The sequence below is a fragment of the Candidatus Nanosalina sp. VS9-1 genome (genome assembly GCF_047555085.1).
Taxonomy (GTDB): domain Archaea; phylum Nanohalarchaeota; class Nanosalinia; order Nanosalinales; family Nanosalinaceae; genus Nanosalina.
In genome coordinates this window covers 19,481-43,921 of record NZ_CP180230.1, presented here as the reverse complement: position 1 = coordinate 43,921, position 24,441 = coordinate 19,481, and the positions used below count along the sequence as shown (strand labels likewise).

The 24,441-nt window shown below is 46.3% G+C and carries 30 protein-coding genes and 1 tRNA gene; 9 read left to right on the top strand and 22 right to left on the bottom strand.

From position 1 onward, the window contains the following. Positions 1 to 10 precede the first annotated feature (10 nt). From ACK3SF_RS00245 to ACK3SF_RS00215, 7 genes are read right to left on the bottom strand one after another with little or no spacing between them, the layout of a single operon-like run. The gene (locus ACK3SF_RS00245; protein WP_414837824.1) at positions 11 to 1,066 is read right to left on the bottom strand and encodes a 30S ribosomal protein S3; all 1,056 of its coding nucleotides are present in this window, start codon (positions 1,064 to 1,066) and stop codon (positions 11 to 13) included. A gap of 12 nt (positions 1,067 to 1,078) precedes the next feature. Next, positions 1,079 to 1,474 carry a 50S ribosomal protein L22 gene (rplV, locus tag ACK3SF_RS00240; protein WP_414837823.1) on the bottom strand — a complete coding sequence of 132 codons (396 nt, stop codon included), beginning with the start codon at positions 1,472 to 1,474 and terminating at the stop codon, positions 1,079 to 1,081. Between the two features lie 14 nt (positions 1,475 to 1,488). After that, the gene (locus ACK3SF_RS00235; RefSeq protein WP_414837822.1) at positions 1,489 to 1,866 is read right to left on the bottom strand and encodes a 30S ribosomal protein S19; all 378 of its coding nucleotides are present in this window, start codon (positions 1,864 to 1,866) and stop codon (positions 1,489 to 1,491) included. Positions 1,867 to 1,872: 6 nt separating this feature from the next. Then, positions 1,873 to 2,571, bottom strand: a complete 699-nt coding sequence (locus ACK3SF_RS00230) for a 50S ribosomal protein L2 (RefSeq protein WP_414837821.1) — start codon at positions 2,569 to 2,571, stop codon at positions 1,873 to 1,875. Positions 2,572 to 2,581: 10 nt separating this feature from the next. Next, positions 2,582 to 2,851, bottom strand: a complete 270-nt coding sequence (locus ACK3SF_RS00225; RefSeq protein ID WP_414837820.1) for a 50S ribosomal protein L23 — start codon at positions 2,849 to 2,851, stop codon at positions 2,582 to 2,584. A 10-nt stretch (positions 2,852 to 2,861) separates the two neighbouring features. Continuing rightward, the gene (gene rplD, locus ACK3SF_RS00220) at positions 2,862 to 3,617 is read right to left on the bottom strand and encodes a 50S ribosomal protein L4 (protein WP_414837819.1); all 756 of its coding nucleotides are present in this window, start codon (positions 3,615 to 3,617) and stop codon (positions 2,862 to 2,864) included. Positions 3,618 to 3,622: 5 nt separating this feature from the next. Further along, positions 3,623 to 4,594, bottom strand: coding sequence for a 50S ribosomal protein L3 (locus tag ACK3SF_RS00215; RefSeq protein ID WP_414837818.1), 972 nt, complete (start codon positions 4,592 to 4,594; stop codon positions 3,623 to 3,625). A gap of 252 nt (positions 4,595 to 4,846) precedes the next feature. On the opposite strand from ACK3SF_RS00215, the gene ACK3SF_RS00210 reads away from it, so the two are divergent. After that, complete coding sequence (locus ACK3SF_RS00210; RefSeq protein WP_414837817.1) at positions 4,847 to 5,395, top strand: hypothetical protein; 549 nt, start codon at positions 4,847 to 4,849, stop codon at positions 5,393 to 5,395. On the opposite strand, the gene ACK3SF_RS00205 is transcribed toward ACK3SF_RS00210, so the two are convergent. The 4 genes from ACK3SF_RS00205 to cmk all read right to left on the bottom strand — a co-directional run bounded on the left by ACK3SF_RS00205 (position 5,303) and on the right by cmk (position 8,236). Continuing rightward, on the bottom strand, positions 5,303 to 5,656 hold the full coding sequence (locus ACK3SF_RS00205; protein WP_414837816.1) for a hypothetical protein: 354 nt from the start codon (positions 5,654 to 5,656) through the stop codon (positions 5,303 to 5,305). The two genes, ACK3SF_RS00210 and ACK3SF_RS00205, sit on opposite strands and share 93 nt — an antisense overlap. A 52-nt stretch (positions 5,657 to 5,708) precedes the next feature. Then, positions 5,709 to 7,127, bottom strand: a complete 1,419-nt coding sequence (locus tag ACK3SF_RS00200; RefSeq protein WP_414837815.1) for an RtcB family protein — start codon at positions 7,125 to 7,127, stop codon at positions 5,709 to 5,711. Between the two features lie 65 nt (positions 7,128 to 7,192). Beyond that, positions 7,193 to 7,609: an archease gene (locus tag ACK3SF_RS00195; protein ID WP_414837814.1), complete on the bottom strand. Its 417-nt coding sequence runs from the start codon at positions 7,607 to 7,609 to the stop codon at positions 7,193 to 7,195. Between the two features lie 12 nt (positions 7,610 to 7,621). After that, a complete protein-coding gene (gene cmk / locus ACK3SF_RS00190) occupies positions 7,622 to 8,236 on the bottom strand; it encodes a (d)CMP kinase (protein ID WP_414837813.1) in 615 nt (204 codons plus the stop codon). An 83-nt stretch (positions 8,237 to 8,319) separates the two neighbouring features. On the opposite strand from cmk, the gene ACK3SF_RS00185 reads away from it, so the two are divergent. After that, complete coding sequence (locus ACK3SF_RS00185; RefSeq protein WP_414837812.1) at positions 8,320 to 9,015, top strand: hypothetical protein; 696 nt, start codon at positions 8,320 to 8,322, stop codon at positions 9,013 to 9,015. 12 nt (positions 9,016 to 9,027) lie between these two features. Here ACK3SF_RS00185 and ACK3SF_RS00180 read toward each other — a convergent pair whose 3' ends face one another. From ACK3SF_RS00180 to ACK3SF_RS00170, 3 genes are all read right to left on the bottom strand, one after another. Then, entirely contained in the window at positions 9,028 to 9,537 is a 510-nt protein-coding gene (locus ACK3SF_RS00180; RefSeq protein ID WP_414837811.1) for an NUDIX hydrolase, read from the bottom strand. Positions 9,538 to 9,593: 56 nt separating this feature from the next. After that, positions 9,594 to 9,668 (bottom strand) — tRNA-Asp (locus tag ACK3SF_RS00175). Positions 9,669 to 9,742: 74 nt separating this feature from the next. Beyond that, complete coding sequence (locus tag ACK3SF_RS00170) at positions 9,743 to 10,483, bottom strand: sulfite exporter TauE/SafE family protein (RefSeq protein ID WP_414837810.1); 741 nt, start codon at positions 10,481 to 10,483, stop codon at positions 9,743 to 9,745. 51 nt (positions 10,484 to 10,534) lie between these two features. Between ACK3SF_RS00170 and ACK3SF_RS00165 the strand changes: the two genes are divergently transcribed. Next, positions 10,535 to 11,725, top strand: coding sequence for an NAD(P)/FAD-dependent oxidoreductase (locus ACK3SF_RS00165; RefSeq protein ID WP_414837809.1), 1,191 nt, complete (start codon positions 10,535 to 10,537; stop codon positions 11,723 to 11,725). Positions 11,726 to 11,728: 3 nt separating this feature from the next. Here ACK3SF_RS00165 and ACK3SF_RS00160 read toward each other — a convergent pair whose 3' ends face one another. The 8 genes from ACK3SF_RS00160 to ACK3SF_RS00125 all read right to left on the bottom strand — a co-directional run bounded on the left by ACK3SF_RS00160 (position 11,729) and on the right by ACK3SF_RS00125 (position 19,014). Further along, positions 11,729 to 12,688: a hypothetical protein gene (locus tag ACK3SF_RS00160; protein WP_414837808.1), complete on the bottom strand. Its 960-nt coding sequence runs from the start codon at positions 12,686 to 12,688 to the stop codon at positions 11,729 to 11,731. Between the two features lie 78 nt (positions 12,689 to 12,766). Beyond that, on the bottom strand, positions 12,767 to 13,786 hold the full coding sequence (dph2, locus tag ACK3SF_RS00155; RefSeq protein ID WP_414837807.1) for a diphthamide biosynthesis enzyme Dph2: 1,020 nt from the start codon (positions 13,784 to 13,786) through the stop codon (positions 12,767 to 12,769). A gap of 30 nt (positions 13,787 to 13,816) precedes the next feature. Next, complete coding sequence (locus tag ACK3SF_RS00150; RefSeq protein ID WP_414837806.1) at positions 13,817 to 15,367, bottom strand: hypothetical protein; 1,551 nt, start codon at positions 15,365 to 15,367, stop codon at positions 13,817 to 13,819. A 55-nt stretch (positions 15,368 to 15,422) separates the two neighbouring features. Next, entirely contained in the window at positions 15,423 to 15,797 is a 375-nt protein-coding gene (locus ACK3SF_RS00145) for a hypothetical protein (protein WP_414837805.1), read from the bottom strand. A gap of 93 nt (positions 15,798 to 15,890) precedes the next feature. After that, positions 15,891 to 16,412, bottom strand: a complete 522-nt coding sequence (locus ACK3SF_RS00140; RefSeq protein WP_414837804.1) for a 50S ribosomal protein L16 — start codon at positions 16,410 to 16,412, stop codon at positions 15,891 to 15,893. A gap of 67 nt (positions 16,413 to 16,479) precedes the next feature. After that, complete coding sequence (locus ACK3SF_RS00135) at positions 16,480 to 17,826, bottom strand: LamG domain-containing protein (protein ID WP_414837803.1); 1,347 nt, start codon at positions 17,824 to 17,826, stop codon at positions 16,480 to 16,482. Next, entirely contained in the window at positions 17,823 to 18,578 is a 756-nt protein-coding gene (locus ACK3SF_RS00130; protein WP_414837802.1) for a LamG domain-containing protein, read from the bottom strand. The genes ACK3SF_RS00135 and ACK3SF_RS00130 overlap by 4 nt, the downstream gene beginning before the upstream one ends. Before the next feature lie 31 nt (positions 18,579 to 18,609). Further along, positions 18,610 to 19,014, bottom strand: a complete 405-nt coding sequence (locus tag ACK3SF_RS00125) for a hypothetical protein (protein ID WP_414837801.1) — start codon at positions 19,012 to 19,014, stop codon at positions 18,610 to 18,612. A 90-nt stretch (positions 19,015 to 19,104) separates the two neighbouring features. On the opposite strand from ACK3SF_RS00125, the gene ACK3SF_RS00120 reads away from it, so the two are divergent. Genes ACK3SF_RS00120 through ACK3SF_RS00095 form a run of 6 tightly spaced genes read left to right on the top strand, consistent with a single transcriptional unit; the run spans position 19,105 to position 24,431 of the window. Next, positions 19,105 to 20,364, top strand: coding sequence for a Gfo/Idh/MocA family protein (locus ACK3SF_RS00120; RefSeq protein WP_414837800.1), 1,260 nt, complete (start codon positions 19,105 to 19,107; stop codon positions 20,362 to 20,364). After that, positions 20,361 to 21,464, top strand: a complete 1,104-nt coding sequence (locus tag ACK3SF_RS00115) for a sugar phosphate nucleotidyltransferase (RefSeq protein ID WP_414837799.1) — start codon at positions 20,361 to 20,363, stop codon at positions 21,462 to 21,464. Before ACK3SF_RS00120 ends, ACK3SF_RS00115 begins: the two co-directional genes overlap by 4 nt. Before the next feature lie 60 nt (positions 21,465 to 21,524). After that, positions 21,525 to 22,460, top strand: coding sequence for a sugar phosphate nucleotidyltransferase (locus tag ACK3SF_RS00110; protein WP_414837798.1), 936 nt, complete (start codon positions 21,525 to 21,527; stop codon positions 22,458 to 22,460). Further along, positions 22,461 to 22,952, top strand: coding sequence for a hypothetical protein (locus ACK3SF_RS00105; RefSeq protein WP_414837797.1), 492 nt, complete (start codon positions 22,461 to 22,463; stop codon positions 22,950 to 22,952). Positions 22,953 to 22,991: 39 nt separating this feature from the next. Next, complete coding sequence (locus tag ACK3SF_RS00100; protein WP_414837796.1) at positions 22,992 to 23,210, top strand: hypothetical protein; 219 nt, start codon at positions 22,992 to 22,994, stop codon at positions 23,208 to 23,210. Positions 23,211 to 23,222: 12 nt separating this feature from the next. After that, a complete protein-coding gene (locus ACK3SF_RS00095) occupies positions 23,223 to 24,431 on the top strand; it encodes a putative sugar nucleotidyl transferase (protein WP_414837795.1) in 1,209 nt (402 codons plus the stop codon). Positions 24,432 to 24,441: the final 10 nt, after the last annotated feature.

Below are 24,441 nucleotides of genomic sequence, written 5' to 3'. Positions count from 1 at the left end.
TGAAGTTCACCTATTCGTTCTGGCTTTCAAGCCAGTCAGTGAAAGTTTTCCGGTTTTTACCTGCTTTCTCGGCCTGAAGAAGTGCTCCGTAATCAGGATCATCCAGCTCGTCAATCATGTCCTTTGCATCGCTGATTGTTCCTGAAACGATCTCTTCATACTCTGCTTCGTCGCCTTCACTTTCTTCAGCTTCTTCTGTATCTTCTTCAGGAGCTTCTTCATCCGCTTTGGACTCGTCTTCTTCGTCTGAGGCCTCTTCTTCTACATTTTCATCCTGTTCTTCGTCTTCACGGGCCTCGAAGGCATCTCTTACTTCATCGACTTCTATGTCAGATGTTTCGATGGTTTCTTCTTTCTCCTCGATAGCTCTCTGAAGTTCTGCTGATGTCATGTTCTCAGCTTCTTCGATAACTTCCTCGATTCTTGAGGACTTGTTCTCTGCATCCTCATCGCTGATTGTTTCATGGAAGATTTCCTTGTTGACATCGATCTTTCTGTGCTGGAACTCTGGAAGGCTTTCCATGATCCGGACTTTGACTCCGATAGCTCCAGGCTTTGTACGAGCTAGCTCGTATGCCTTTGAAACATTCTTTTTGGAAGTGTTTCCACATCGCTTTACGTATCCGAAACTGAATTTTTCAGTTCGTCCACGGTTTCCGGAAAGCTTTCCGGTAATCTCAAGCTCTGCTCCGATAACGCCGGCTTCCTTCATTCTTCGAAGGTAGGTGTATCCTACACGCTTGGCGTGTCCTCCCTTCTGAAGCCAGTCAGCGATGCTCTTCGCAACGATTTCTGCGTTGGCATCACCGTTCTCGATCTCGTTGACCTCAATCTGAGGATTCTCGAAATCGAAGGCCTCTTCCATATCATCTGTTAACTCGTTGATACGTGATCCTCCACGGCCGATTACAAGACCAGGCCTCTGGGCATAGATCACTACTTTTGTACTTGTAGGTGTACGCACGATATCGCTGTGACTGTATCCAGCTCCTTCAAGCTCGTCTTCAAGGAACTCATCAAGCCTTACTTTGCGTGCGCCTTTCTGAATAAACTGTTTCTCTTTCATTATTGGATTACACTACTCTGAAACGAAAATTTTGACGTGTGCTGATTTTGAAGTTCTACCACGATGCCTTGAAGGAGTTGCAACTTCAGGTCCCTGATTCGTGATTACATTGGAAACTTTCATTGCGCTTTCCTGTAGGCCCTGATCCACTCCGTTTGACTTTGCAGATCTGAGCAGCTTAAGCATTTCTTCAGAGGCCTTCACAGGATATCCTCCTGCTTCTCCTCCTGACTTGTGTCCTGCATCGCTGTCGAACTTTGTATACGGAACGTGTAGTTCCTTTTCGATTACTCTCTCAAGCTTGTTCTCCGCTTTCTCTACAGAATCGCCGTCGATGAAACGGCCGATTTCTGTACAGTCCTTCCATGAGATTGGAAGGTTTTTCCCGACTGCCTTGGCTTCTGTCATTTCTATCTACACCTTTACTTGAGCGGTACGTGCTGGCTGGAACGTGTTGCTCCAAGTCCTGGTGCACTGTGGGATACTTCTTTGCGGGTTTTAGCGAATTCTCCAAGAGTGTGGCCAAGCATCTCTCCCTCTACATCAACATCAATGAATCTCTGGCCGTTGTACACTTTGACCGTTTTACCGATCATCTTAGGTACAACAATCATGTCTCTCTCGTGAGTCTTGACAGTATCGTTTTCCTCTAAATCCTCAAGAAGCTTCTTCTCTCCTTCATTGAGGCCTCTCCTGATTTTTCTTCTTCCATCCGATTTGAGAAGCTCTGCAAATTCATCAAGATTCATTTCCTTGAGCTCCTCTACTGTTTTTCCTCTGTACGTGAAGTCATCTGACATTAGTTATCACTCCTTCTTGTTTCCGCTTCTCTTTGCGCCTATGTTACCAACTTTGCTTCCAGGCGAAGCGTGCTTGGAAGTGGTCTTAGGCATTCCTGGTTTTGCAGATCCTCCGAATGGGTGATCTACGGCGTTCATGGCTACTGCGGAAACCTTTGGATAAGTCTTTCCACGGCCTTTCATAGCCTTGAACTTGTTTCCGGCCTTGACGAAAGGCTTATCCTTTCTTCCGCCGGCTGCGACTTTTCCGACTGTCGCTCTGCATTTAGTACTTAGTTTCTTGAAGCTCTTGCTTGGAAGCCGGATTCTTGTTCCATCTGATTCGTGTGTTACAACGAAAGCGTATGTTCCTGAGCTTCTTACGAGCTTTCCGCCGTCTCCTGGCTGTGTCTCGATATTATGGATTGGTACTCCTTCAGGGATCTCTCCTAGAGGCAGTGTGTTTCCTTCCTTGATCTCTGCTTCTACGCCGAGCTGGATTTCATCTCCAACTGCCAGATTTTCAGGTGCAAGAATGTAACGCTCTTCATCGTCCTCATACTCTACAAGCGCTACAGGTGCGCTTCTAGATGAATCATGCTGAATATCCTTGACTGTACCTGTCAACTCTGCGTTCTTGTGTTCTACTTCGCCTTTACCGTTGCTTGAAGATCGGTAGTTAGGCGATCCTTTTCCTCTTCTCTGTTGTCTTAGTGGAGATCCCATGTTAAGTCACCTAAATCATTCCAAGCTCGGTCGCAACATCCATTGCGTCGTCGCTTGGATCAAGTTTAACGTATGCTTTTTTCTCGTTCTGTGGAGTAATCGAGGTGTTTACTTTTTTAACCGTCACATCAAACAGCATTTCAACTGCGTCCTCGATCTGATTCTTATCTGCATCAAGATCCACAATCAACACAATCTTGTTCTCTTCATCGACCATATCCATGGCCTGTTCTGTAATATGCGGATTCTTGATTATTTCAAGTGCTTTCTGTTCATTCATTCTAGATCACCTAGTGGAAAAGCTCCTCGTCTTCAAGTCTCTCAAGTGATTTTTCTGACCAGACGACAAGCCTTCCTGGCTCTGCTCCCGGCGCAAGTTTCTCAGCATTCAACTGATCAACAACTGAAACATCTACGCCCGGAAGATTTGCAGCAGCCTGCTTCACACCGTTGTCCTCTGCGACAACGACAAGAGGCCCTGTCTTTCTTCTGTACTTTCGGCCTCTGTTAGCTCCTCTGCCTGCACGAACTTTCTTCTTGCTTACTCTCTCAAGCTCGTCCTCAAGGCCTAGATCCTCAAGTACACTCTTCAATTCAGAAGTCTTCTCGATATCTGAAATACCTGAGGCCTTTAGAGGAAGCTCTCCCTCATAATTGTGCTTCTCTGATACAAGGCTTTCGTCTGCTGTAGCTGAAATTGCTGATCTGATTGCCTTGCGTCTTTCTTTATTATTGATTTCTTCTGAGAAATCTTTCTCTGCCTTCGGTGGATGAGCTGTACGTCCTCCTCTGGTGTTCGGAGACTCTGCTCCGACAGAGTAGAACTGCTCTCCACGTCCGAGTAGAATCTTTCTCGGAATACGGGAAATCCCCTTTCCTTTCTTTGTTCTGAATGCGTTATTTCTCTGCTTCCATCGTGTAACATGCTTCAGGCCTGCCTCAGGATCTGCTCCGTAAGGCTGGCGGTTCTTCGACTGCATCGAAAGAACTGCACGCTTGACGATATCCGGTCTTACTCGTTCATCAAACTGTGTAGGTAGTGTCATCTATCTCACTTCTCCACGTAAGTAACTTCTGGATTTCCTGGTTTTCCGTCTTTCCTCATTGCTGTTCGGAGTCGGACAAGTCTCTTTGAAGGCCCTGGAACAGAACCTTTTACTATAATATAATTGGACTTGACTTCTCCGTAGTTCTTGAATCCTCCTTCCCTCTGAACTTCTTCAGGGTCGTCTCCATGCTGAAGGATCCTCTTGTTGTATTCTGTACGGTTGTTGAATCCCTGCTGTCCTGGAAGAGGAATCTTCCACGAAAGCGTGTCAGGATGCCACGGACCAACGTTTCCGGCCTTCCTTCGCTTCTTCTGTGTCTTGTGGCCGAGCTTCTTGATCCCGTAACGCTGTACAGGCCCTTCAACTCCTTTTCCTTTAGTAACTGCGATCGCATCTGAGAAATCCCCTTCCTCGAAAACATCCGAGAACTCGATCTCCTTTCCAATCATTTCCTCTGCGTATTCAAGCTGGCTTTCAACGTCGCCTCCGATACCAAGCTCGAAGTTCTCCGGCTTCTTCTTGGAGATTCCAGCTCGAGAAGGCTGCGTGTGAACCAGAAGTCTAACATCGACTATTCGGTCTGAATGCTCTTTTGCTTTCTCCAGATTTTCCATGTTTCCATCTTTTGGAATATCTGTTGCTCTCTGGAGTTCTTTGGCTGGAGACTCTGTCCAGGCCTCTGTGAACACCTGCTTCCCTGAGTTCGGATCCTCAACGTAAAATCTAGCTCCGTAAACTCTGAGAGGAGGTGCTTCTAGTATTGTTACTGCCTCAGCTACTTCCTGTCCCTGTGTAGCTCCTTCCGTGTCGTCTACCATCATTACACGGGACATTCCTACTTTGTATCCGGCGTAGCCGAGTGGCTTTTGCTCATCTGTATCTTCGTAATTATCGATCTCTGGATACATACGTTCAGCTCTCACTTTCGGCTTGTATCCAAGCGATCCGCTTCGTGGCCTGTTCTTCTTTGACATAGATTATCGTGTCTCCTTGCGTGTTTAACAGATACTGCCCCATAGACGCCAAAACGCCTTCCAAGCAGCCCCATTGACCTCCAAAAAGAGGTTTGTCCAGTCGAGAACATCGACCGGTAAGAACGAAAGTAAAGTCAACTTTTATAAACAGGGTGTCCGTGTCAAAGAAACGAGTGTTCAGAAATTACGAACAAATCTAAGGCGTTGCTACCAGCAAGTAAATATTTAATCGTGGCGCGTGATTCTTGCACTATGAAGAGAAGAAAATTTCTACAGGCCTTTGGTGTATCCTCCGCAGCAGGCCTCTCAGGCTGTTCACAGATGCTTGGCGGCGAAGTAGAGTCTGAGGAACTGGACTGCGAAAGCACAGAGATACTGAAAGTTGAAAACGGTGAGACAGAGGCCTACAGCGAAAACTCCTGGATACAGAACATGGATTCCGGCGTAAACGCAGATGATATTCTTGTCTCATACGATGGAGAAAAAGCTGCCGTCCAGTACGGTGCTTTCGGTGGAATAATCGATGATAGCGAGGAGAGACGTGGAGGCGCCGTCAAAGTCGGCGAACATAACGGAGAGGAAGTCTTCCGGTACTTCAGAAGAAAAAGTATGAACGAAGACTACATAGAGATTGAGACAGGCCTCGACAGAGACGGGCTTGGAGACACAGAATTCGGCGAGTACGAAAAGATATGTCAAATAGAGAAGTTATTCCAGTTCCTCCCTCACTTTTTCCTCGAACTCTTCACTGTACTGAGAAGCCATCTCAATGATTTCATCTTTCGAGTAGTCTTTCTGTAGGCCTTCCAGCGTTTCCTCGAAGCGATCCTGGAACTCTCTGTCCAGTTCAAACTGATCATGGTACATCTCCAGAAGCTCCTGATCAAGTATATTGACTACAAGATCCTGGAAGCTTTCATCAAGGCCTTTCAGATCTCCTATTATCTCTTTTCTGGAGTTATCATCTATCAAATCCTGTATCTCTTCCTGTACTCTGTCCTCTATTTCATCGTCATCGAGTTTCCCGTAGTTAAATTCCTGTTCAAGTTCCTCCAGTATCATAGAGAAAATTTCTGTACACGAAAAGATATACTTTTTTCGAGAGACATGAGAGTCATCCCTTGATATTCACCAGAGGCCTCAACTTGGCGACTTTCTCCCCAATACCGAGTTCATCGGAGACTTTGATGACTTCATCAACGTCTTTGTAGCTTCCCGGAGCCTCTTCAGCGATCGTTGATCCGGAAGCTGCTTTCACGTAGATTCCTTCACGCTTCAGATCGTCCTGGACGTCGCCGCCCCAGTAATCCTGCTTTGCCTGCGTTCTAGATTTGAGGCGGCCGGCGCCATGAGCTGTGGAACCGAATGAAAGATCAAGAGAGGCCTCTCCTCCAGACAAAATATAGCTGGAAGTTCCCATACTTCCAGGAATCAATACAGGCTGGCCTACATCCGAGTAAACATCCGGAACTTCTTCTCTTCCTGCTGGCATGGCTCTAGTCGCTCCTTTCCTGTGTACAATCACTTCTTTATCTTCTCCATCGACTTCATGAGTCTCCTCCTTCGCGATATTGTGGCATACATCGTAGAGAAGCTCTGTCTCAACTTCCCCAAATATTTCATCCAGACAGTCTCTGATACCTTCTGTGATTGCCTGTCGATTAGCCCAGGCATAGTTAGCAGCAGCATACATCGCAGCCTTATAGTCCTGACCAAGCTCATCCTCTATAGGAGCGTAAATCAACTCCTTTTCCGGAATCTTTTCTACAATCTCCGGATAATTCTTCTCGAACTCTCTCAGATAGTAAGTACATGTCTGATGGCCGAGGCCTCTAGATCCCGAGTGGATCATGACAACTACCTGATCTTCCTCCAGTCCGTAGGCCTCTGCTTTATCCTCGTTAAAAATTTCTCCCACTCGCTGAATCTCCAGGAAATGATTTCCAGAGCCAAGAGAGCCTACCTGATTCAGGCCTCTCTTCTTCGCTTTTTCAGGTACTTTTTCAGGCCTTCCCGGCAATTTTCCGTTTTCCTCGCACCGCTTCAGGTCTGATTCCTTTGCATGGTCGTTTTCAAGCATCCATTCAGCTCCTTTCTCGAGAATTTTCTCTAAATCTTCTTCATCTGTATCGATGTATCCTCCTTTTCCGAGGCCGCACGGAATTTTGTTGAATAAAATATTTGCGAGTTGTTCTTCACGGCCTTTGACATCTTCATAACTTAGATCTGTCTTGAGAACTCTTACGCCGCAGTTGATATCGTATCCGATTCCTCCAGGACTGATTACTCCTTCTTCTGCGTCTATAGCTGCTACTCCGCCGATAGGGAAGCCATATCCCTGGTGGCCGTCCGGCATGACGATTGAATGTTTCTGGAGGCCCGGAAGAGTTGCAACATTTTTTATCTGCTCCAGAGTGTCATCTCCCTTGATTTTTTCAAGTAAGGCCTCGTTGGCGTAGATTCTCGCCGGTTTCTCCATATCTCCCTCTTTCGGGATCTCGTAGATGTTTTCGGAAATTTTGTTGATCTCCATGAATTAGCTTTGTGCAAGAATTTTTACAAAAGAATATGCAGATTGTCACAGGAAAATTTCTAGGCCTATATGTCGATTACGGCCTGTGCGTACCACTGTCCGTCTTCGAATCCTACATCCATCTCGCTGTACGTCGGGGCCTTGACATCCATAAAATCGACTTCTGAAGTGATGTCATCTGTCATGATATTCGCCTCCAGACGCCAGCCGTCATCCAGTTCCTCTATATCCATCTCGGATGCATGGGAAACAACTATTCCGCGTGAATCCTGTAGAAATATCAGTTCATCGAGGAAGTCGAAAAGCAGAGCATCCAGATTCTCGGATTCGACTTTTATCCTGTGATTGTACATGCCGGAGTCGCCACGGACTATCTCAGAGAAGGCCTCCACAGTTGCTGAAAAGGCCTCTTCAAGTGTATCGCCGGATGCCCTGAATTTTGCATCTGCTGGATGATCCAGTATCTCGTAACTCCCGGTCATAATCTCAGGCCTCTACTCAAATCTCTCCGGGAAATTATCTTTCAGAGCGCTTTTGACAAGTTCGTTCTGCCTCTCAATACTCAGATCTGTATTATCTATAACAAGATCGTACATCTGAATATCTTCAATATCGATACCGTAGTAATCGCTGTATCTTTCTTTATTATCTTCGTCTCTCTTCCTGATCTTTTCTCTGGCCTCTTCAAGATCTTCTGCATCTTCCTCAGCTTCTCTAGTATCGTATTCCAGATCTTTCATAACTCTCCTGGCTCTTTCCTCCAGATCAGCCCTGACGTAGATACTGAGATCGGAGTAATCGCCGAGAACCCATGAAGCGATCCTTGATTCGATCACACAGTTCTCGTTGAGGCCTTTCTCCAGAGTTCTTTCGTCGACTTTGATATCTGTTTCTTTATCCGCCTGTTCGCTCAATTCCTCTACGCTGAGGCCTTTTTCTTTAGCCAGTTCCCGGAAGAAGTCTCCCGCAGAGTAGGCCTTGATATCGAGAGTTTCTGCGATGAATTCAGCGAGTGTTCCTTTTCCTGCGCCGGAAGGCCCGTCGATAGTTATCACTACATCGGATTTTTTCTCCCTATCATCGCTGAACTCCTCTATTAGACTGGTCATAAATGGGATTTACTCCCTGTCTGTTTTATGATTTTCATAGAAGTTACGTCAAGGTAATAAATCTCAGAGGCGATTCGGGTTACATGGTAAATATTGACGGACATATCCAGAGAGACCCGATTTTCAGGGAGCAAAGTGAAATATACGCCAGTCTGGGCGGCCAAACACCTATCAGAGTTTTCTCAAGTATTTCAAGAGGAGAGACGATGAATGACGTTATAGAAAGCCTTTTCCAGACCGGCTCAAGCGGCTGGCAGGCAGGAGAAAACTTCGGACACTTCGAGATGCAGTTGCGAGATATACTGGACGATATGGAGGAGAAAAAACTGGTACAGAATACTCCAGACGGATGGGAACTGACCGGATACGGAGGAACCTGGAGAACACAGATGGATCAAGCGAATCACACGCTAATGGAGCTTGTAAACGATAATCACATCGCCGCAAGCTACTTCGAGGCCTCTGATGGAGACTTAGTCTACGAGGGAGAAGACACAGTAGGAAACCTGTACAATGCATTAGGATTTAACATGCTGGCAGACTCCCATCCTGAAGCACTTCCCGTACTGTATATACTTGGAGAAGAAGTCAACGACGGAGAAGTGCCTGAAGAATACATGGATGCAGTTGAACAGCTCTCCACCGTAGGCCTGCTGGAGTACGATGCCACAGAAGAAGGAAGTCTGGAAAACGTAGAGATAACGGAGATGGGACGGCGCGTCTATGACGATGTAGTTCTGGATGACAGAGAGACTGTTGCAGATCACTACGGACTTTGAAAACAGAAATTTTTAGAGGCCTAGAGCCGAGATGAAATGCTTTCTCAGCGTTTCATCGCTCTCCTCGAAATCTTTTATACGCCAGAAGGAGGCCTTTTCAGCGTCTGAACCTGGTGAAATTTTTCCAGAGGCCTGATCTATTTCTACAGTGTATACTGTGGCTACAAGTCTCTGTCCCGGGAACCGTTCCATATTGACTGCGTCCATGAACTCGAGATCTTCTTCCTCTACTTTGAGGCCTGTCTCTTCCTCAAGTTCACGTACAGCAGCCTCGGAAGGAGATTCCTCGAGCTCCAGGAATCCTGCCGGCAGACTCCATTCTCCTTTCCCCGGTTCTATACCTCTCTTTATGAAAAGTATTTTTTCATCTTCTCTGACTATAACTGCTGCAACAGGATCTGCGTTCCTCCAGATAACCCTGTCGCAGGCCTCGCAGTAAAGTCTTTCACGGCCTTCAACACTGGTTGATCCCAGTTTCTCCCCGCAGTACGGACAGTACACTGGTTCAAAGCTCGGAGGCATACGGTGAAGTTTCAATAGAAAATTCAAGTAAGTTAGGAAAATGAGAGAAACGAGTTCGCGGTGCCCGGGATTTGAACCCGGGTCTTCACCGTGACAGGGTGAAATGATGGGCCAGACTACACCAGCACCGCTTGTAACTTCGTGTTCGGTGGTAATTATTATAAATCCAATATACTTTACTGGAGGGCTTCACTCAGACTATGATTCAACCGGTGATAAGTCGGAGGCCTATCGCTGCGATCGTTACCAGGGAGATTTTCTCCACAGTTTTCTCCGGAAGTTTTCCAGCGGATCTCTGTCCGATCTTGACTGCTATAACCGCTGGTATACCAAGCAGTAGTGAAAAAATTATCCTGTCTGTTCCTGCGTAGAGGCCTGTGATCTCGGCCAGGAACACCCTGTAAACCGAGATTCCGAGGATTGTTATCGCAAGTGTTGCGGTGAATTTTCTGTGGGAGAGATTCTGTGATTTGAGGTATGCGACGACTGTTACTGCGACGTTTGTGGCTCCGTATACGATGCCTGACAGGAATCCGATTACAGGCTCCCATGTGTTGAAGCATACTGTGGAGATTCTGGAGAAAAATTTCTCGAAGAGCTGTAATTGGGAGAGTACAAATACCAGTGCTGTGAGGCCTACAGCTATCTCCAGAGGCCTGGAAGGGATTTTTGTCAGGGCGAGCATTCCTGCTGTGACTCCTGCCAGAAGTGATATTATGATGCCTGAAAATTTTCTCGTGCAGTTTTCCAGTTCGGAGATACTGGACTGCGAGGCAAGTTCGATGTTCGAGGCGACGAGCGGTATTATCATTAGCGCTACTGCGTCCTGTACCGGCATCATCAGTGCGAGAAGTGGCGTTGATACAAGTGCGTAGCCGAATCCGTTGATGCCTTTTACGAGGCCTCCAAGGAATACTGCTGCAGTGATTGCGAGGAGCGCTTCCACAGGTAATTTTTGGTGCAAGTTTGTTTAAAGTTGAGAGGCCTTAATCTGGTTATGTCTGACAGAAAATTCGTGGTTATAGGCGACGGTAATGCTGGTGCTACAGCAGCCAAAAAGCTTAGAGAAGAGGATGAAGAGGCAGAGATCACGGTTCTGACTGATGAATCCGAGCCTCTGTACAACCGTATAATGCTGAAGAACTACATGAAAGGGACGTTGCCGAAGCAGTACGCCCGTGTCCACGACGAGGCCTGGTACGAGAAACGGGATATCGATCTACATCTAGAGACAAGAGTCACCGAAGTCGATACCGGGGAGAAAAAAGTTGAAACAGGTGACGAAAACTTCTCCTACGACCGCCTTCTCGTCGCCACAGGAGGTTCACCACGTAAACTACCTTTCGACGACGGAAACGATAACGTACACTACATGTGGACCATGGGAGATGCTGAAAGAATCAAAAACGATGCAGAAGAGTGTGAAAAAGCTGTAGTTATCGGAGGAGGCCTTCTAGGAATCGATCTGGCTGTTGCGTACGCTGAAAACGATGCGGAGACATACTATCTTATCAGAGAGAGCAACTGGTGGCACAGAGGCCTCGATGAGGAGGGATCGGATATAGTACACAGAAAACTTGAAGAGAAAGGAGTAAACGTGATGACGGAGACAGAGGCCTCTGATTTCGAGACAGAGGATGGAAAGGTCACAGCTGCAGTCCTCGACTCCGGTGAAAAGATCGAATGTGATTCTGTGGCGGTCGCTATAGGACAGACACCTAACTCCGAGTTTATCAACGTTGAGAAGACCGATGGAGGCCTTATCAGGACTGATAAGTATCTGAAGACTTCTTCAGATGATGTTTTTGCCGCCGGGAACATGGTTGAGTATTATTCTCCTACTTTTGAGCGGAGGACGGTGAACGGTTCCTGGGATCACTCCGAGGAGATGGGAGAATGTGCGGCAGAAAACATGCTAGGTAATGAAGAGGCCTTTGACTATGTTAATACCTATGGTGTCGGTCATTTCGATGTACAGTTCCTTGCTGTCGGTGACTGGAGTGGAGAGGCCCTTGAACGGAAATATTCCGATGATGAGTACAGGAGGCTTTTCTTCGACGGCGATCGTCTTGTTGGTGCTGTGATGATAGGTTTCACGAGAGGTCAGGAGCGGATTCGGGAGATGATTCATGATAAAGAGGAGTTCGATGATAGAGAGAAGCTACTTGAGAAAAGTTTCTGGGAGTGAATCTCAGTAACCTTTTGGACGATCATCAGAACCTTTGGACAGCATCATGCCCGGAGAATCATCTATTCCAGTGGTTCTAGGGCTGAAGTCGTAGTCTTCATCATCGTCTTCTGTCTCCCTGAACTCTCCTAGATCCACCATTATTCTGGTCAGTGTCTCTGGATCTACTGCAGTGTTATCCTTACCTCTCTTGTACTCTTCTACACCCCAGTTTTCAATATAGTCGTTTTCAATCAGGAATTCGAGGCCTGTTGTCCACGCCTCGACATCTTCCACATCTTTTCCTTCTAGGTGCTGTCTGCGTTCTGGCTGCGAGTCTTTGACCCATTCGTTTCTGTCCTGGATCTGCTCTTCGACATCCTCCAGCATTTCGTTAATTTTTGAGTCAAGCACCATATCGCCGTTGTAGTTCATCATGAGAACAGGTTCTCCCAGCTCATCGTTTCTGCCTATATCAAGAGCAGTCCTCTCCATTTCATCCGCAGGAAGCTCATATCCCAGAGACTGCGCATTAATACCGTTCTCATACCATCTGTCAACATGCTCTACCGCAGGAATACCATCCGCATCCTTCGCATACAGAAACACTTTTTCGAAATCTTCATCTATAAGCAGGCCTTTATGAGATCCATCACTTGGCACATCAAGAAGTTTCTTCCCCATGTCTTCAGAATATACAGAAAGTAGCTCCCAGGCCCATCCTGGCTGACTGTGCTTATCAACATTCTCCTTGGCCGTCTCACGAACAGTCATCTGATTCTTGTTGTACTTGACAGGATCTTCCTCGTAGAAAGCTCTAGCAACATCCTGAGCAGATCCATATAGATCACCCTCATACTCAGAAATATCATCGACCAACTCCCCGATATCCTCACCAGAAAGCTCATTCCTCGCCTTATGATAATCCGGCACCTTCCCGAACTTCGTCTTCTTGCTCTCCGGAGTCACACCGCCAGAAGTCATGTTGTTATTACATAGTAACAGCTTTTTATATGTTAGGGCAGATAGATAACTGAACCAAAAACTGGAGAAAACCAAGAATTATTCGTGCTCTATATCAACTTCGTTCAGAACATCTAGAGCTGAAGGAGAGACAAAAGCCATGTCTTGCCAGTCCTTTGTCATTCTTGGACAGGCACAGTTGACGTAGATATCTATACCGAATCCTTTGTAGTCAGGCTCGAAAATCCTGTCTTCAACGAAAACGTATACATCTTTGCCGTGTTTTTCCAGCTTTTCTTTTGCTATCTGTACCGCCTGCATATAGTTCTGGCCTTTCTTGGATGAAGTGACGATACCCCACTTCTTCTTGTCTTTATGCTTGATTACACGTGCGTGTTCGGCCCGAGTCTCGTCATCGAGAGAGTTAGCTGGCTCTACCCAAATGTGCTCCTCATAAGGATCTACAACATAGATATCCTTACCTGTCTCCGAGACCTGTGAAGGATGGAAGTGTCCGCTGCCGAGGAAGACGAAGGCATCTACTTTATGCGCAATGTTGTGTGCAGCTCCAGCGTCGCATCCGAGTACCTGTCCTGGCTCTGTTGTCCTGAGGCCTGTCTTCCCTTCCACAACTTCGAATCCCTTGTCTTCAAGGAATTCACGGGCCTCTTCAGCTCTATCCATATACTGTGTTACTCCAACAAGACCTACTTTTTCGGCATCAATCTCCTCGTAATGCTCTCTGAGAACTCCCATGAGATCCCTATCTTCTCGGTATGGAAGATAGTACACGTTTAGATCGTCCATGTCCTGTCTTTCCGGATGAAGGAATCTTGTATGGCCTACATGGATCAGTGCATCTGCCCCCATTCTTTCAGCTTTTTCATCTGCGATACCGCAGGCTCCGAAAGTTGAAGCACCGATGATAACAGTATCAAATCCATGTTCCTCTAGCTGATCAGCATAATCTATCAACTGAGGCTTTATGCCGTCAGGACCCTGAAGGCCTATCGTGTCATAGTCTTCTTCCTTTATCTCTTCCAGAACTTCCTCGAACTCTTCATAGTTGAATTTCTGGCGGTCTTCAGTTTTCTTTTCACGGCTGTTTTTTGGTGTCATATCCTATACTCAAGACGCAATCTTTTTTAGTTACTCAAGATTCCGCAATCGATCCATGATAAACTTTTTTTCCTCGGATGCCAGCAATTCAGAGAGGCCTTCTATATGCTCCTCGGCAACACCGAAAACTTCGAAGCCGTTCTGTACAGCAGGCCTTACAATCTCAGGCCTGGGCTCCGCCATAACAAGTATTTTCAGTTCGGCTTCCATGTACTCGAAAGCTCTCTCCAGGCCTTCAGCACTGATCGAGCGTGTATCTACTATCGCTCTATCGCCTTCAAAAGTGAAGAAGTCTTCATAGGAGGAGACATATCCCGATTCGGGAATACGTGTAGCGGACGTTTCCCTGTCTGTAAGCACGTATCCCTGATCGGAGTTTCTGTCTATGCATATCCCTTTGCCGATCCTGGGATCAACTGGCAGGACTTCTGAAGCAATAGTAGCTTTCTCAGAGCCGGAGTCCTGTTTGAACGGGTTGACTTCTCTTTCTTCAGATCTGCCACGAGGCCTTTCAGTGGAGGCAGAAGATGATTCTATGTTTACTTCTTCTGCACCGACATCAACGCTGGTGCCCTGCTGTAGCTCTCCATTAAACTGGAAGATCGCTGGCTTGCCTGACTGGCGGATCCGGTATCCATCTCTAGAGGTGTACCCTCCTTTCCCCGCTATAAGAGCATCCTGGAAATCTTCAGGTGGCAAGGTCTGATCACTGAAGGAGACGTTCCTGCCTACCCTCCCCTTGATCTCTCCCTTCGAGGCCCGGATGCCCTCTCCAGTTATAACAGGCCTGCCATCATTCACAGGCTCGTAGACATCGACGATATGGAAACTCCCTCTCTTGTAGACAAACTTGATATTAACACCCATCCGTGAAGCTTTTCGCGCCAGAGACTGGATCTCAGAGCTTTTGAAAGGCCTCTCATCGACTTCAACTTTTTTCCTCTGATTATCACCATGAACAGGATTTCTGCTGATCTCCAGCTGCTCCTCCGGCATGAAGACATCTTCAATCCTTCCCTGAGAGAGCACATACGTCGATGGCTCCGTAAGGCCTTCCTCAAGAGATATTCCAAGGCCCTGAACTGTTTCAACTATAGAGAATCTGCCGTGATTCTCCAGAGCTCCCGTGTATCCCGGCTCCACCATTTTCTGAACTATTATAGCCGGATAATCTGATTCCTTGCTGCAGTAGGACGACACGACTTCCTTAAGTGCGTCGAAAAAGTTTGAAAGGCCGACATTCAGCTTGTAAGTATACTTCTCTCTGCCAGAATCTGAAACTCTGATCGAGACAAGTTGATTATTTCTCTGGCCTCCGACAAGGCTTTTAGCTTTCCCTGAGGCCTTTCTGACTTCCGAGCTCATGCCTACATCTTCATAGGCCTCTTTGATGTTTTCCCTAGCTCTTTGATCTATAGAAGTGTTAAGTATTCTTTCAGAATCTTTGTTTCCGTTGAAAAGTTCACTGATGTCTTCAGGCGTTATCACAAAGAAGTTAGGTACGTTAAATCCGTCCAGCTTGTCAAGTCTCTCTGCTTTTACACCCGATTCCTCGCTGATATCGCCTTTCCATTCAACCATACACAGTTATTTCTCAGAGCCGTGAATTAAATCTTCGGTTGCAGGCCCTGAAAATTCAGAGCCTGTCCAGAAGATGCTCTCTGTACTCTTCAGCCGATTCAAAGCGTTCCTCCAGGAAATCTACCTTAGGCCTGAAAAGTCTTTCCGCCTTCTCATCGTACTCGCCGGCATCATCTCCAACTATAAAGTCCTGAGGCTGTACAGTCTCGATCTCGACTTTGATGTATGCTCTCGTATCTCTTATGTCGTCTCTTACAAGTTCAAGCTCTTCCTGTACATCGCCGCCCTGAATCTTTGCCATAGAGTATCTTTCCAGTTCTTCAAGAAGTTCTTCATACGTGTTCTGGGCCTTCAAGATAGTGTCGTAGTCCGGCATCTCTTCATCCATATCTATGATTCGTGGATTGCCAGAAGGCCCATCGAAACTCATGAGTTGTTATTCTATAGTAACAATTAAATGTTTGGCTGTAGGAAATGTGAGAAGAGTTTCCTGGTAGAAAAGTAAAGTAGGGAATATGTAGAATTACTTCTGGATGCGGACTCTGCAGGTGACAGGCATCTTGTGGTTAGCTCTCTCTAGAGCCTTCCTTGCCTCATCTGTGTCGCCTTCTCCAACGGAGACTTTGAACACAACGTCTCCTTCATCTACGATAGCTGCTCGGCCGATCGGTCGTCCGAAAGGCTTACGCATACCTTCGTAGTAACGGTCTGCCTGAGCGATTCCAGCAAGAGGGTGGTATCGTAGAATGTGGTGCGGGTAAGGTCTGATCTTCAGCTTGTACTCCTCTTCAGGATCGAACTCCTTTGAAAGGAAAGAGTTAGCTGCAACTCGTCCTGCCTCAAGAGCCTCTGATCTGATCGAACAGTCCTCTTCAGCTATAAGTACGACTTCTTTCTCGAAGTCCTTATCTCGTGCTCCCATCTCGTACTGAGTTACTCTTGGAGCCGGAGCACCGCTGACATAATTATCTCTTTTGTTCTGAGCCTGTCGCGTGTAAGGCTGATTAGGCTGCTCTCTGTAAATGCTTGCAGGTCGATCTCCCATTTTGAAAACCTCGTAAACAAACACTGAAGACGAAATTTTAAATAGGGTGCGACAAAAAGACAGGCCTCTACCTCGAATTAACAGTAAACTTTCTCAAATCGCGGCCTCCCGTCCCCCATCTGTAAAGTTCAAAAACTTCTGAAGGTGAAAGCGCACGGTTGTAAAATCTTATTTCATCAATTGATCCATCAAGATGAGATGAAGCATTATAGCCTCTGTGGCCTATGTGAGGGTCTTTACTTGAACTTGCGAGACTGATATCCGCACTGATACTATTTGACATCCTGCCGTTCGTGTACACATAGAGCTTCTTTCCATCCCATACTTGGGCTACATGATACCACCCATTGGTTTTTACAGCGTCTCCAGCATCAACAACGTATGAATTCGCTCCATCATGTACATGCCCTCGCACATTAGGCCCAGAACCAGGATCATAAACCATCAAAAGGTAAGATTTGTTACTACTGTCGCTCCCCCACTTGCCAAATATGTCCTCCTCATCAACCGAATTGAGGTTAACCCAAGAGGAGATAGTATGACCGCCTTTACCATCCACACCCGAACTACTCTGCAAAACCACATAATCATCGCTTCCATCAAAGGCCTTCGCCTGGCCTCTAACTCCAGAAACAAAGCCTGCCGAAGTATTGTCAGTTCCATCATTCGATCCCCATGAGTCCGTTGTATCTCCATCAAAACTCCAGCGAGAAACAGCAGAAGAATCAGAACTATCTACAGGCCTCGCATAGTCTCCGTTGCCCCATTCATACAACTGCTGGACTTCCACCGAGCTGAGAACGCGGTTGTAAATTCTTACATCAGAGATTTTGCCATTGAAATAGGCCTCATTTGATCCTCCGTAATCGTAAATACCTAGGACTTGCTCTCCGATAGGATCTGAAGTATCAACTGTTCCTGCGGTAGTTGAAGCCTCTCCTTTTTTCTTACCGTCCACGAATATCTGCATTGTCTGGTCAGGCTTCCAGACAGCTGTAATATGCATCCATCCTTCTTCGATATTTCCGCCTGGAAGATCTACCCACGTATCATTATCATCGTAAATCGAGAACTTCACCTTGTCCTCGCCAGCCCTATCCCCCAACATGACGAGAACAGTATTCCCTCCATCATCCTGCTGGCTGAAAAGAGAGTAAGGACCTTGGCTACCAGATGGAAAATATGCCCAAAGCGAGATCGAAACCGGAGGCGCTTTGCTCTCGACATGACCTCCATCACTCCAGTTAACGAAGCCACTACCCCCATCAAAACTGTATCCTGTCAGGCCTCCTTTACCGGCCACACCCGTCGTAACACCGCCACTCAAACTCCCGTGATTTCCATTTCCTGAGAGATCATACGCAGTACTTCCAGAGTTTTCGTGAAGAGGCCACCAGCCGATCAGGCCTGTCATACTACAGTATCACCTGGAGAAACTTTTGAAGGCCTAGTTAGATTATATAGGGCCTGTACTTCAGGCGTTGATAGAGGCCTACGGTATACTTTTGTGGAGTCTATTCTACCGTCTAGAGAGTATTCGCTGGTTTGATTGTTTCTTGCACCGATGTGGTGAACTGTAGATGGCAGGGCTACTGAGATGGATGTTTTGTCTTCTAGTACGCCGTTGAGGAAGAATCTTAGTGTTGATCCATCGTAGGTTATCAGCCAGTGTTGCCAGTTTCCGGGATTTGTTTTTCCTGTACCTGTATTTGTCTCTGCCTGCCAGCTATTTCCATCGCCGATATAACACTGTATTTTGCCATCAGCGTAGGAGATCATAGAAAGTATTGACTCTGAGCCGAAAGAATTATTCCAGTCTTTATCCTGATCAAGATTTACCCACTGGGAAACAGTGAAAGAATCCTCTAAAGCTATTTCAGGCATCGCCAGATAATCACTAGAGCCGTTGAAATCAAGACAGGAATCCCCTATTTTTGAACCAGAAGCCCATGAAGCACCATTGATAGTTCCATCATTCCCCATGACTTCATCGATAGCTGTAGAACCGGAACCGGAATCAAGCGGATAATACACCACAAGGCCCCTAGTTAAAGAGCCGTGAAAGTATCCCTGCTCAAGGCCTCCACCGGAAATATTTTCCGTAGTAGTTCCTGAAGAATCCTGACTTTTCTGGAAATCATCATTATCCCAGGAAATTTTCGGCATAAAGAAATTTTGTACAGGTGTATACTTTAATCTATTCTCTGTACTGGGCAGTTATGGAGTTAAGCAGGAATGCCTCTCTTTCGAATCCTTCTTCCTTCATTTCATCGATTATCCTGTAGGCTTCATCCATTTCCTGTCTTTCAGCCCTGTACTTGACTTCATGGAACTTTTCAAGCATTTTATCGTAGTCGACAGCCGTCTGATCTACCCATTCGGTATCGAAGTAGTCTTCATCATCCACAAAGGCCTCGAAGTCTCTGTCATCGTCGTAGAACTCCATATGTACTTCTCTGTACAGCGGATCGTCCGCCATTCCTTCTACGTGATCTCTCATCAGCTTCGAGACAGAGGTATCGAGATCTTCAGCAATATCCTTCATTTCATCGAACTGTTGTTCCTGTACTCTGAAAGATATCGTCTTGTTCTTCTCGGCCATTGTTACCAACAAATAGTAAATTGAGAATCTTTTTATTGTTGTCTCTGACGAAGGGAGATTTTAAACCGGAGCAGAACAAATTTCTGAGACGTGAAGACTGTAAAAATTTATCAGATAGGGCTGGGAGACTTCGGACGCCACGGATTCGAGAAATTTGTTGACATGGCGAACCACATGGAGGAAGTTAACGTTGAGATCGGAGGCATCTGTGATACAGATCGGGAAAAATTAGAGGCCGCGGAGAAATTTGCCAGGCAGCACAGAATCGAGACTGAAACATTCGCCGACAAAGATGAAATGTATGAAGAGGCCTCGGGAGAAAACGTCCTTGTCTACGATGCAGGGCCTTCGGACATCCATCCGGACAATATCTACGAGTCACTGAGGCACGGCTTCCACCATCTGACTGAGAAGCCGAGTTCCATGAGTCGTGAGGAACATATTTCAGAAAAAAAGCTGGCTGAAAACGAAGATGTTACGTTCTCAGTCGATTTTATCGAGAGAGAAAGCCCCGTAGTCAAAAAAACTCTTGAAATAGTTAAAGACGAAGATATAGACTCGATTAAAGTATTCAGAGAAAGCTGTATGGGCCTGGAAAAAATAATAGATCCTGTAAACCGTATAGGGGTACTCGGCGGAGATATACTGGATAAGATGATTCACGAAGCGTACGTTCTTGACTTTCTGGAGGCCTCTACAGGAGATTATGGACTTGAAATTGAAGACGTAGATGCAGAGTTTTTCGTTCCGAAAAATTTCGGATCAGAGAAGCTTCTAGGCCTCAAAGGCGGCTACACGTACGATCTCGAGGATGCAGCGACAGGCATGACACACGCAGAATTCAGCTTTGAGGACGTATCCATCGAGTTAAATTCAAGCTGGCTGGGCATCAGCGACAAAGCCGCAGAAGAGGCCTCAAGAATAAGAAAGATCACAGGCGAACATGTCATCGACAGAGATTATGTAGAGGACGATGGAGAGGCCTTTGTAGACGAAGAGGCCCGTTTCTTTGTTGTGGAGGGCTCAAGGAATCTGGCCGGAGATATGCTGGAAAAAAAGCTTTATGATCTGGATTCCAGGGGAGAAATCGCCACAAGAGATTTTATGCATGATCAACTGTACAGGATGCTGGAAAATACTGTGTTTGAAGCGGCCGGGATACATGAAAGAGAAATTACTGAAAAGGAGACGGACGTGTTTATGAACGCGATTTTTGATGTACGGGATGCCGCAGTTGAAGGGAAAAATTACTCTGAGGTGCTGGAAATAAGCAATGAGCGCCTTGAGAAACTGAGGATTCGTGATGGAAAGATACTTGAAAATGAAGAAAGTGAACGTATAGCAGGATGAAAGCCGTTATACCGTGTGCAGTAAAAAAGGATTCGATGTTCCCTTTCTCAGAGACAAAGCCTACAGGCCTCATGCCTGTTATGGGAAAGCCTCTTACACGCCATATAGTCGAGGATCTGAGAGCTATAGGCGTCGACGAATTCTTCATAGTAGCGAATCACATGAAAGAAGACTTCGAGGAAGAATACGCAGAAGACGACGACGTGCAAGTAGTTGTACAGGAAGAACTTAACGGCACCGCAGGAGCTCTAGAGGCCTGTGGAGACATAGAGGAAGATTTCTTCGTTGTCAACGGAGATGTAGCTGTCTCACAGCGAGATCTTGAAAATTTGAGGAAAAAATTTGAGCAGACGGATTCAAAGGCCTCGGTACTGGCCGCTGGAGAGGACAACCCAGAGAAATTCGGCGTTTTAAGTATTACAAACGACCAAGTCAATTCACTCGAGGAAAAGCCGGAGAATCCCGACAACGTTCTCGTTAACACCGGCATCTATGCTTTCAGGCCCGAAATAATGGATGTTGTGAAAAATCTTGAAGGTGAGGAAAAAGCTTTGACCGATGCAGTCAGAGAGTTTATAGACGAGGACGAGGCTACTTTCGAGCTTATAGAAGATTACTGGATCGATGTCGGAGGCCCGAAAAAGCTTCTCAAGGCCGATCAAGTGAAAAGAGAGTACGAAATAAATGATGTAGAAATACGTGAAGGTGCTGATGTCCACGAAGAGGCCTCAGTACTCGGCAACGCTATTATAGATGAAGGCGCAGTGTTGAAGCCTGGAGCAGTCCTCGAGGGCGACGTCTATATAGGTGAAAATGCTCGGGTAGGTCCAAATGCTCATGTGAAAAATTCTTCAGTATCTGCGAATAATGTTGTGGCCTGTGATTCAGTTATAGATTCTATAGTGTTTGAGGATGGCATCATGGATTCCGGTGTATCTGTAGAGTCGTGTATATTTGCAGAGGAATGTGATTTACGCTCAGGATCCGTGATAAGAGAGTCTTTTATCGGAGCACGCAGCTATATAGAGATGAATAACTCGATTCGTGGAGTAAAGTTCGTGCCTGATGCAAGAACAGATCTTTCCGAGATCAGCAAGTAAAAACTTAGAGGCCTGAGATAGAAATTAAACATAAAACTGAACGCCTGAAAAAACTGTACTATGAAAGCAGTGATTCTTGCCGCCGGAAAAGGCACGCGTATGAGGCCTCTTACCGATGATACCCCGAAGCCTCTTTTACCTGTCGCAGGGAAAACTATAATCGAACACAACATCGAGTTGATCAAGGACGAAGTCGACGAGATAATAGTCGTCGGCGGATACATGATCGACGAGTTAGAGAAAAAATTCTCCGATAGATCGGATATAAAAATAGTTGAACAGGAACAGGCCCTGGGAACAGCACACGCAGCTTTACAGGCGAAAGAGTTCATCGATGGAAAAACTGTCGTCATGAACGGGGATGATATCTACGGCGAGAAAGCTGTAGATGCCTTGAGATACGACTCTGCGGTACTGGCATCGAGAGCTGATGAACCAGAGAAATTCGGTGTCTTCGAGCTTGAAGATGGGAAAATTTCAGGCCTTGTGGAGAAGCCGGAGAATCCGCCTTCAAATCTTGTGAACATCGGTTTCTACGTGGTGCAGCCAGAATTTTTCAATCTGCTGGAAAACGTGGAGAAATCGGAGCGAGGAGAGTACGAGATAACTGATGCTGTGAATGAGTACCTGATCGATCACGAAGTCGAGTTCGTTGAGGCGGATAAATGGCTGCCGTGCAGCTATCCTTTCCAGCTTGTCGAGGCCTCTCAGGAGGTCACTGATGGTATTGAAGTCGCTGAAACTGCAGATGTAGCCGATGACGTACAGCTTGAGGGAGATGTCTTTGTCGGAGATAACGCAAAGATCGGAGAAGGCTCGAAGATCTCTGATTCTGCTGTACTGGAAGGCGCAAAAGTTCAGGGAGATGTAAAGGATTCAGTGATTATGAATAACAGTGAAGCAGAGGCTGATGTGGAAAACATTATTCTGAGAGAGGGCAGGAAAGTTGAAAAGACCTCCAGAAACTCTGAGACAGAGATAATAGGTGAAGAGTAGATGATTATAGGCCTGGATTTTGATCGTGTTCTCTTTGAGACAGATCGGTTCAAAGATTTTCTTGACAGCGAGATACCTGGTTTTCTGGAGGAGTACCCGAAGGAAGGGAATTATGATCCGGATTTACATGCTGATAATCTTGAAGTAGGCGTGAAAAAGATCTTTCAGGCCCTGGAACATGCCGATAGATTTCTGTACGATGACATAGAGGCCTTGGAGGAGCTACGTGATGATTTCCAGTTGATGATTGTTAGTCGTGGTGATCCGTATTTTCAGGAGAGAAAAATCGCGGAGTCAGGAGCGCTTGAGCATGTTGATGGATACTTTATCGTGGAAGACGAAGACAAGGATGAGATAGACATAGATTTTCTCGTGGATGATAGAGAGGAGGAGATAGAAAGAGTATCTGTTCCTGGTATTGTCTTCGATCGATCGGAAAGAAGTCTTGATTACGTGGTCGAAGCTGTAAAGAATGAGTTCGGAGAGGCCTGAGTGGAAGATAATTTAACTCTAGGCGGGAATTTTTCTTGTATGTCGGAGAAACTTCATGAATTCAAGACAGGACCTGAGGAGATCCTGAAGTATACTACAAAAGCTGAAGATGACGGGAAGATTGTTATAGAGATCAACGACAATGATCTGGGGCGTATAACTATTGAGAATCAGGAGACTGTTGAACAGCTCCGTGAGGCTCTTGAAGAGGCCGAACAGTTCTTCATGGAATCTGAAAGACGTAAAGAAGAATTCTGAAGTGAAAGACGTATGAGAACCGTTATTGCCGATCTTGGGCACGATTCGATGAAGCCTCTGACTTATACAAGAAGCAGTACCGATATTGAAGTCGGAGGATCAACATTATTTGAGCATATCGAAAGAGGCCTCAACTCCAGCGAGCTAAGCGTTCTGGTACCAGAGTATCTTGAGGAAATCACCGAGAGAAACACCGAGCTGTACGATCTGGAAAGAGAAGTTAATTCTATACCTGAAAGCGAATTTCTGCTCTATAACTCCACTGTCGTACCAAATGAGGTTATCAGGAGCGGTGTTGAAGATCTAGAGAGTGGTGAAGGCCTCTACTACGAAGATACTTTCATCGCTGGCGTAACAGACAGATATCCCAATTTTGAAGATATCGAGGAGTTTGTGGAAGAGTTCGAAAGGACTGAAATCGATGAGGAGCCTGTTATACTTGAGTATCCCTGGGATATAGTCGAGCACAACGGAGATTTGATCAGAGATAGCTTCCCGGGAGAAGAGGTTAAAGGCGAGATAAATCCGGAGGCAGAAATTATCGGAGATGGAGGCCTGTACATTGGAGAAGATGCAGAGATAGATGCCAATGCAACTATCGATACCTCTGAAGGCCCTGTATACATCGGCTCAGGCACACGCGTCTGGCCTAACTCCCGTATTGAAGGCCCTGTATATATTGGAATAGATACAAAAGTCGGGGCAGGCGAAAACGCCGTTATACACGAGAATACTCATATCGGAGACGTCGCCAGAGCAGGCGGAGAGTTCGAAGATGCTGTAATGAGCAGCTTTACGAACAAGTATCACTATGGATTCCTGGGACATGCAGTAGTAGGTAGCTGGGTGAACTTCGGAGCAGGGACAACAAACTCCGATCTGAAGAATACTTACGGCGATGTAACAGTCGAACACCCTGTGGAAGGCAGCACAGATGCTGGATTGAAAGTAGGAGCCAGCATAGCAGATCACACAAAGACTGATATACAGACCGGGATTTACACAGGCAAACAGATCGGGCCTGTAGCCAAGATCGCCGGAAAAGTTACTTCGAACGTGAATCCTTTCACATGGCAGAATCCTGGCAGCGAAGACGACTACATCCCGGAGAAAGCAACCACACATGCTGAAAGAATGATGGATAGACGTGAAGATTATCTTCCGAATGGCTACATCAAGGCCCAGAAAAACCTGATCAGAGAGCTTTCAAGCAGAGAGTAGAGCTAGAAAG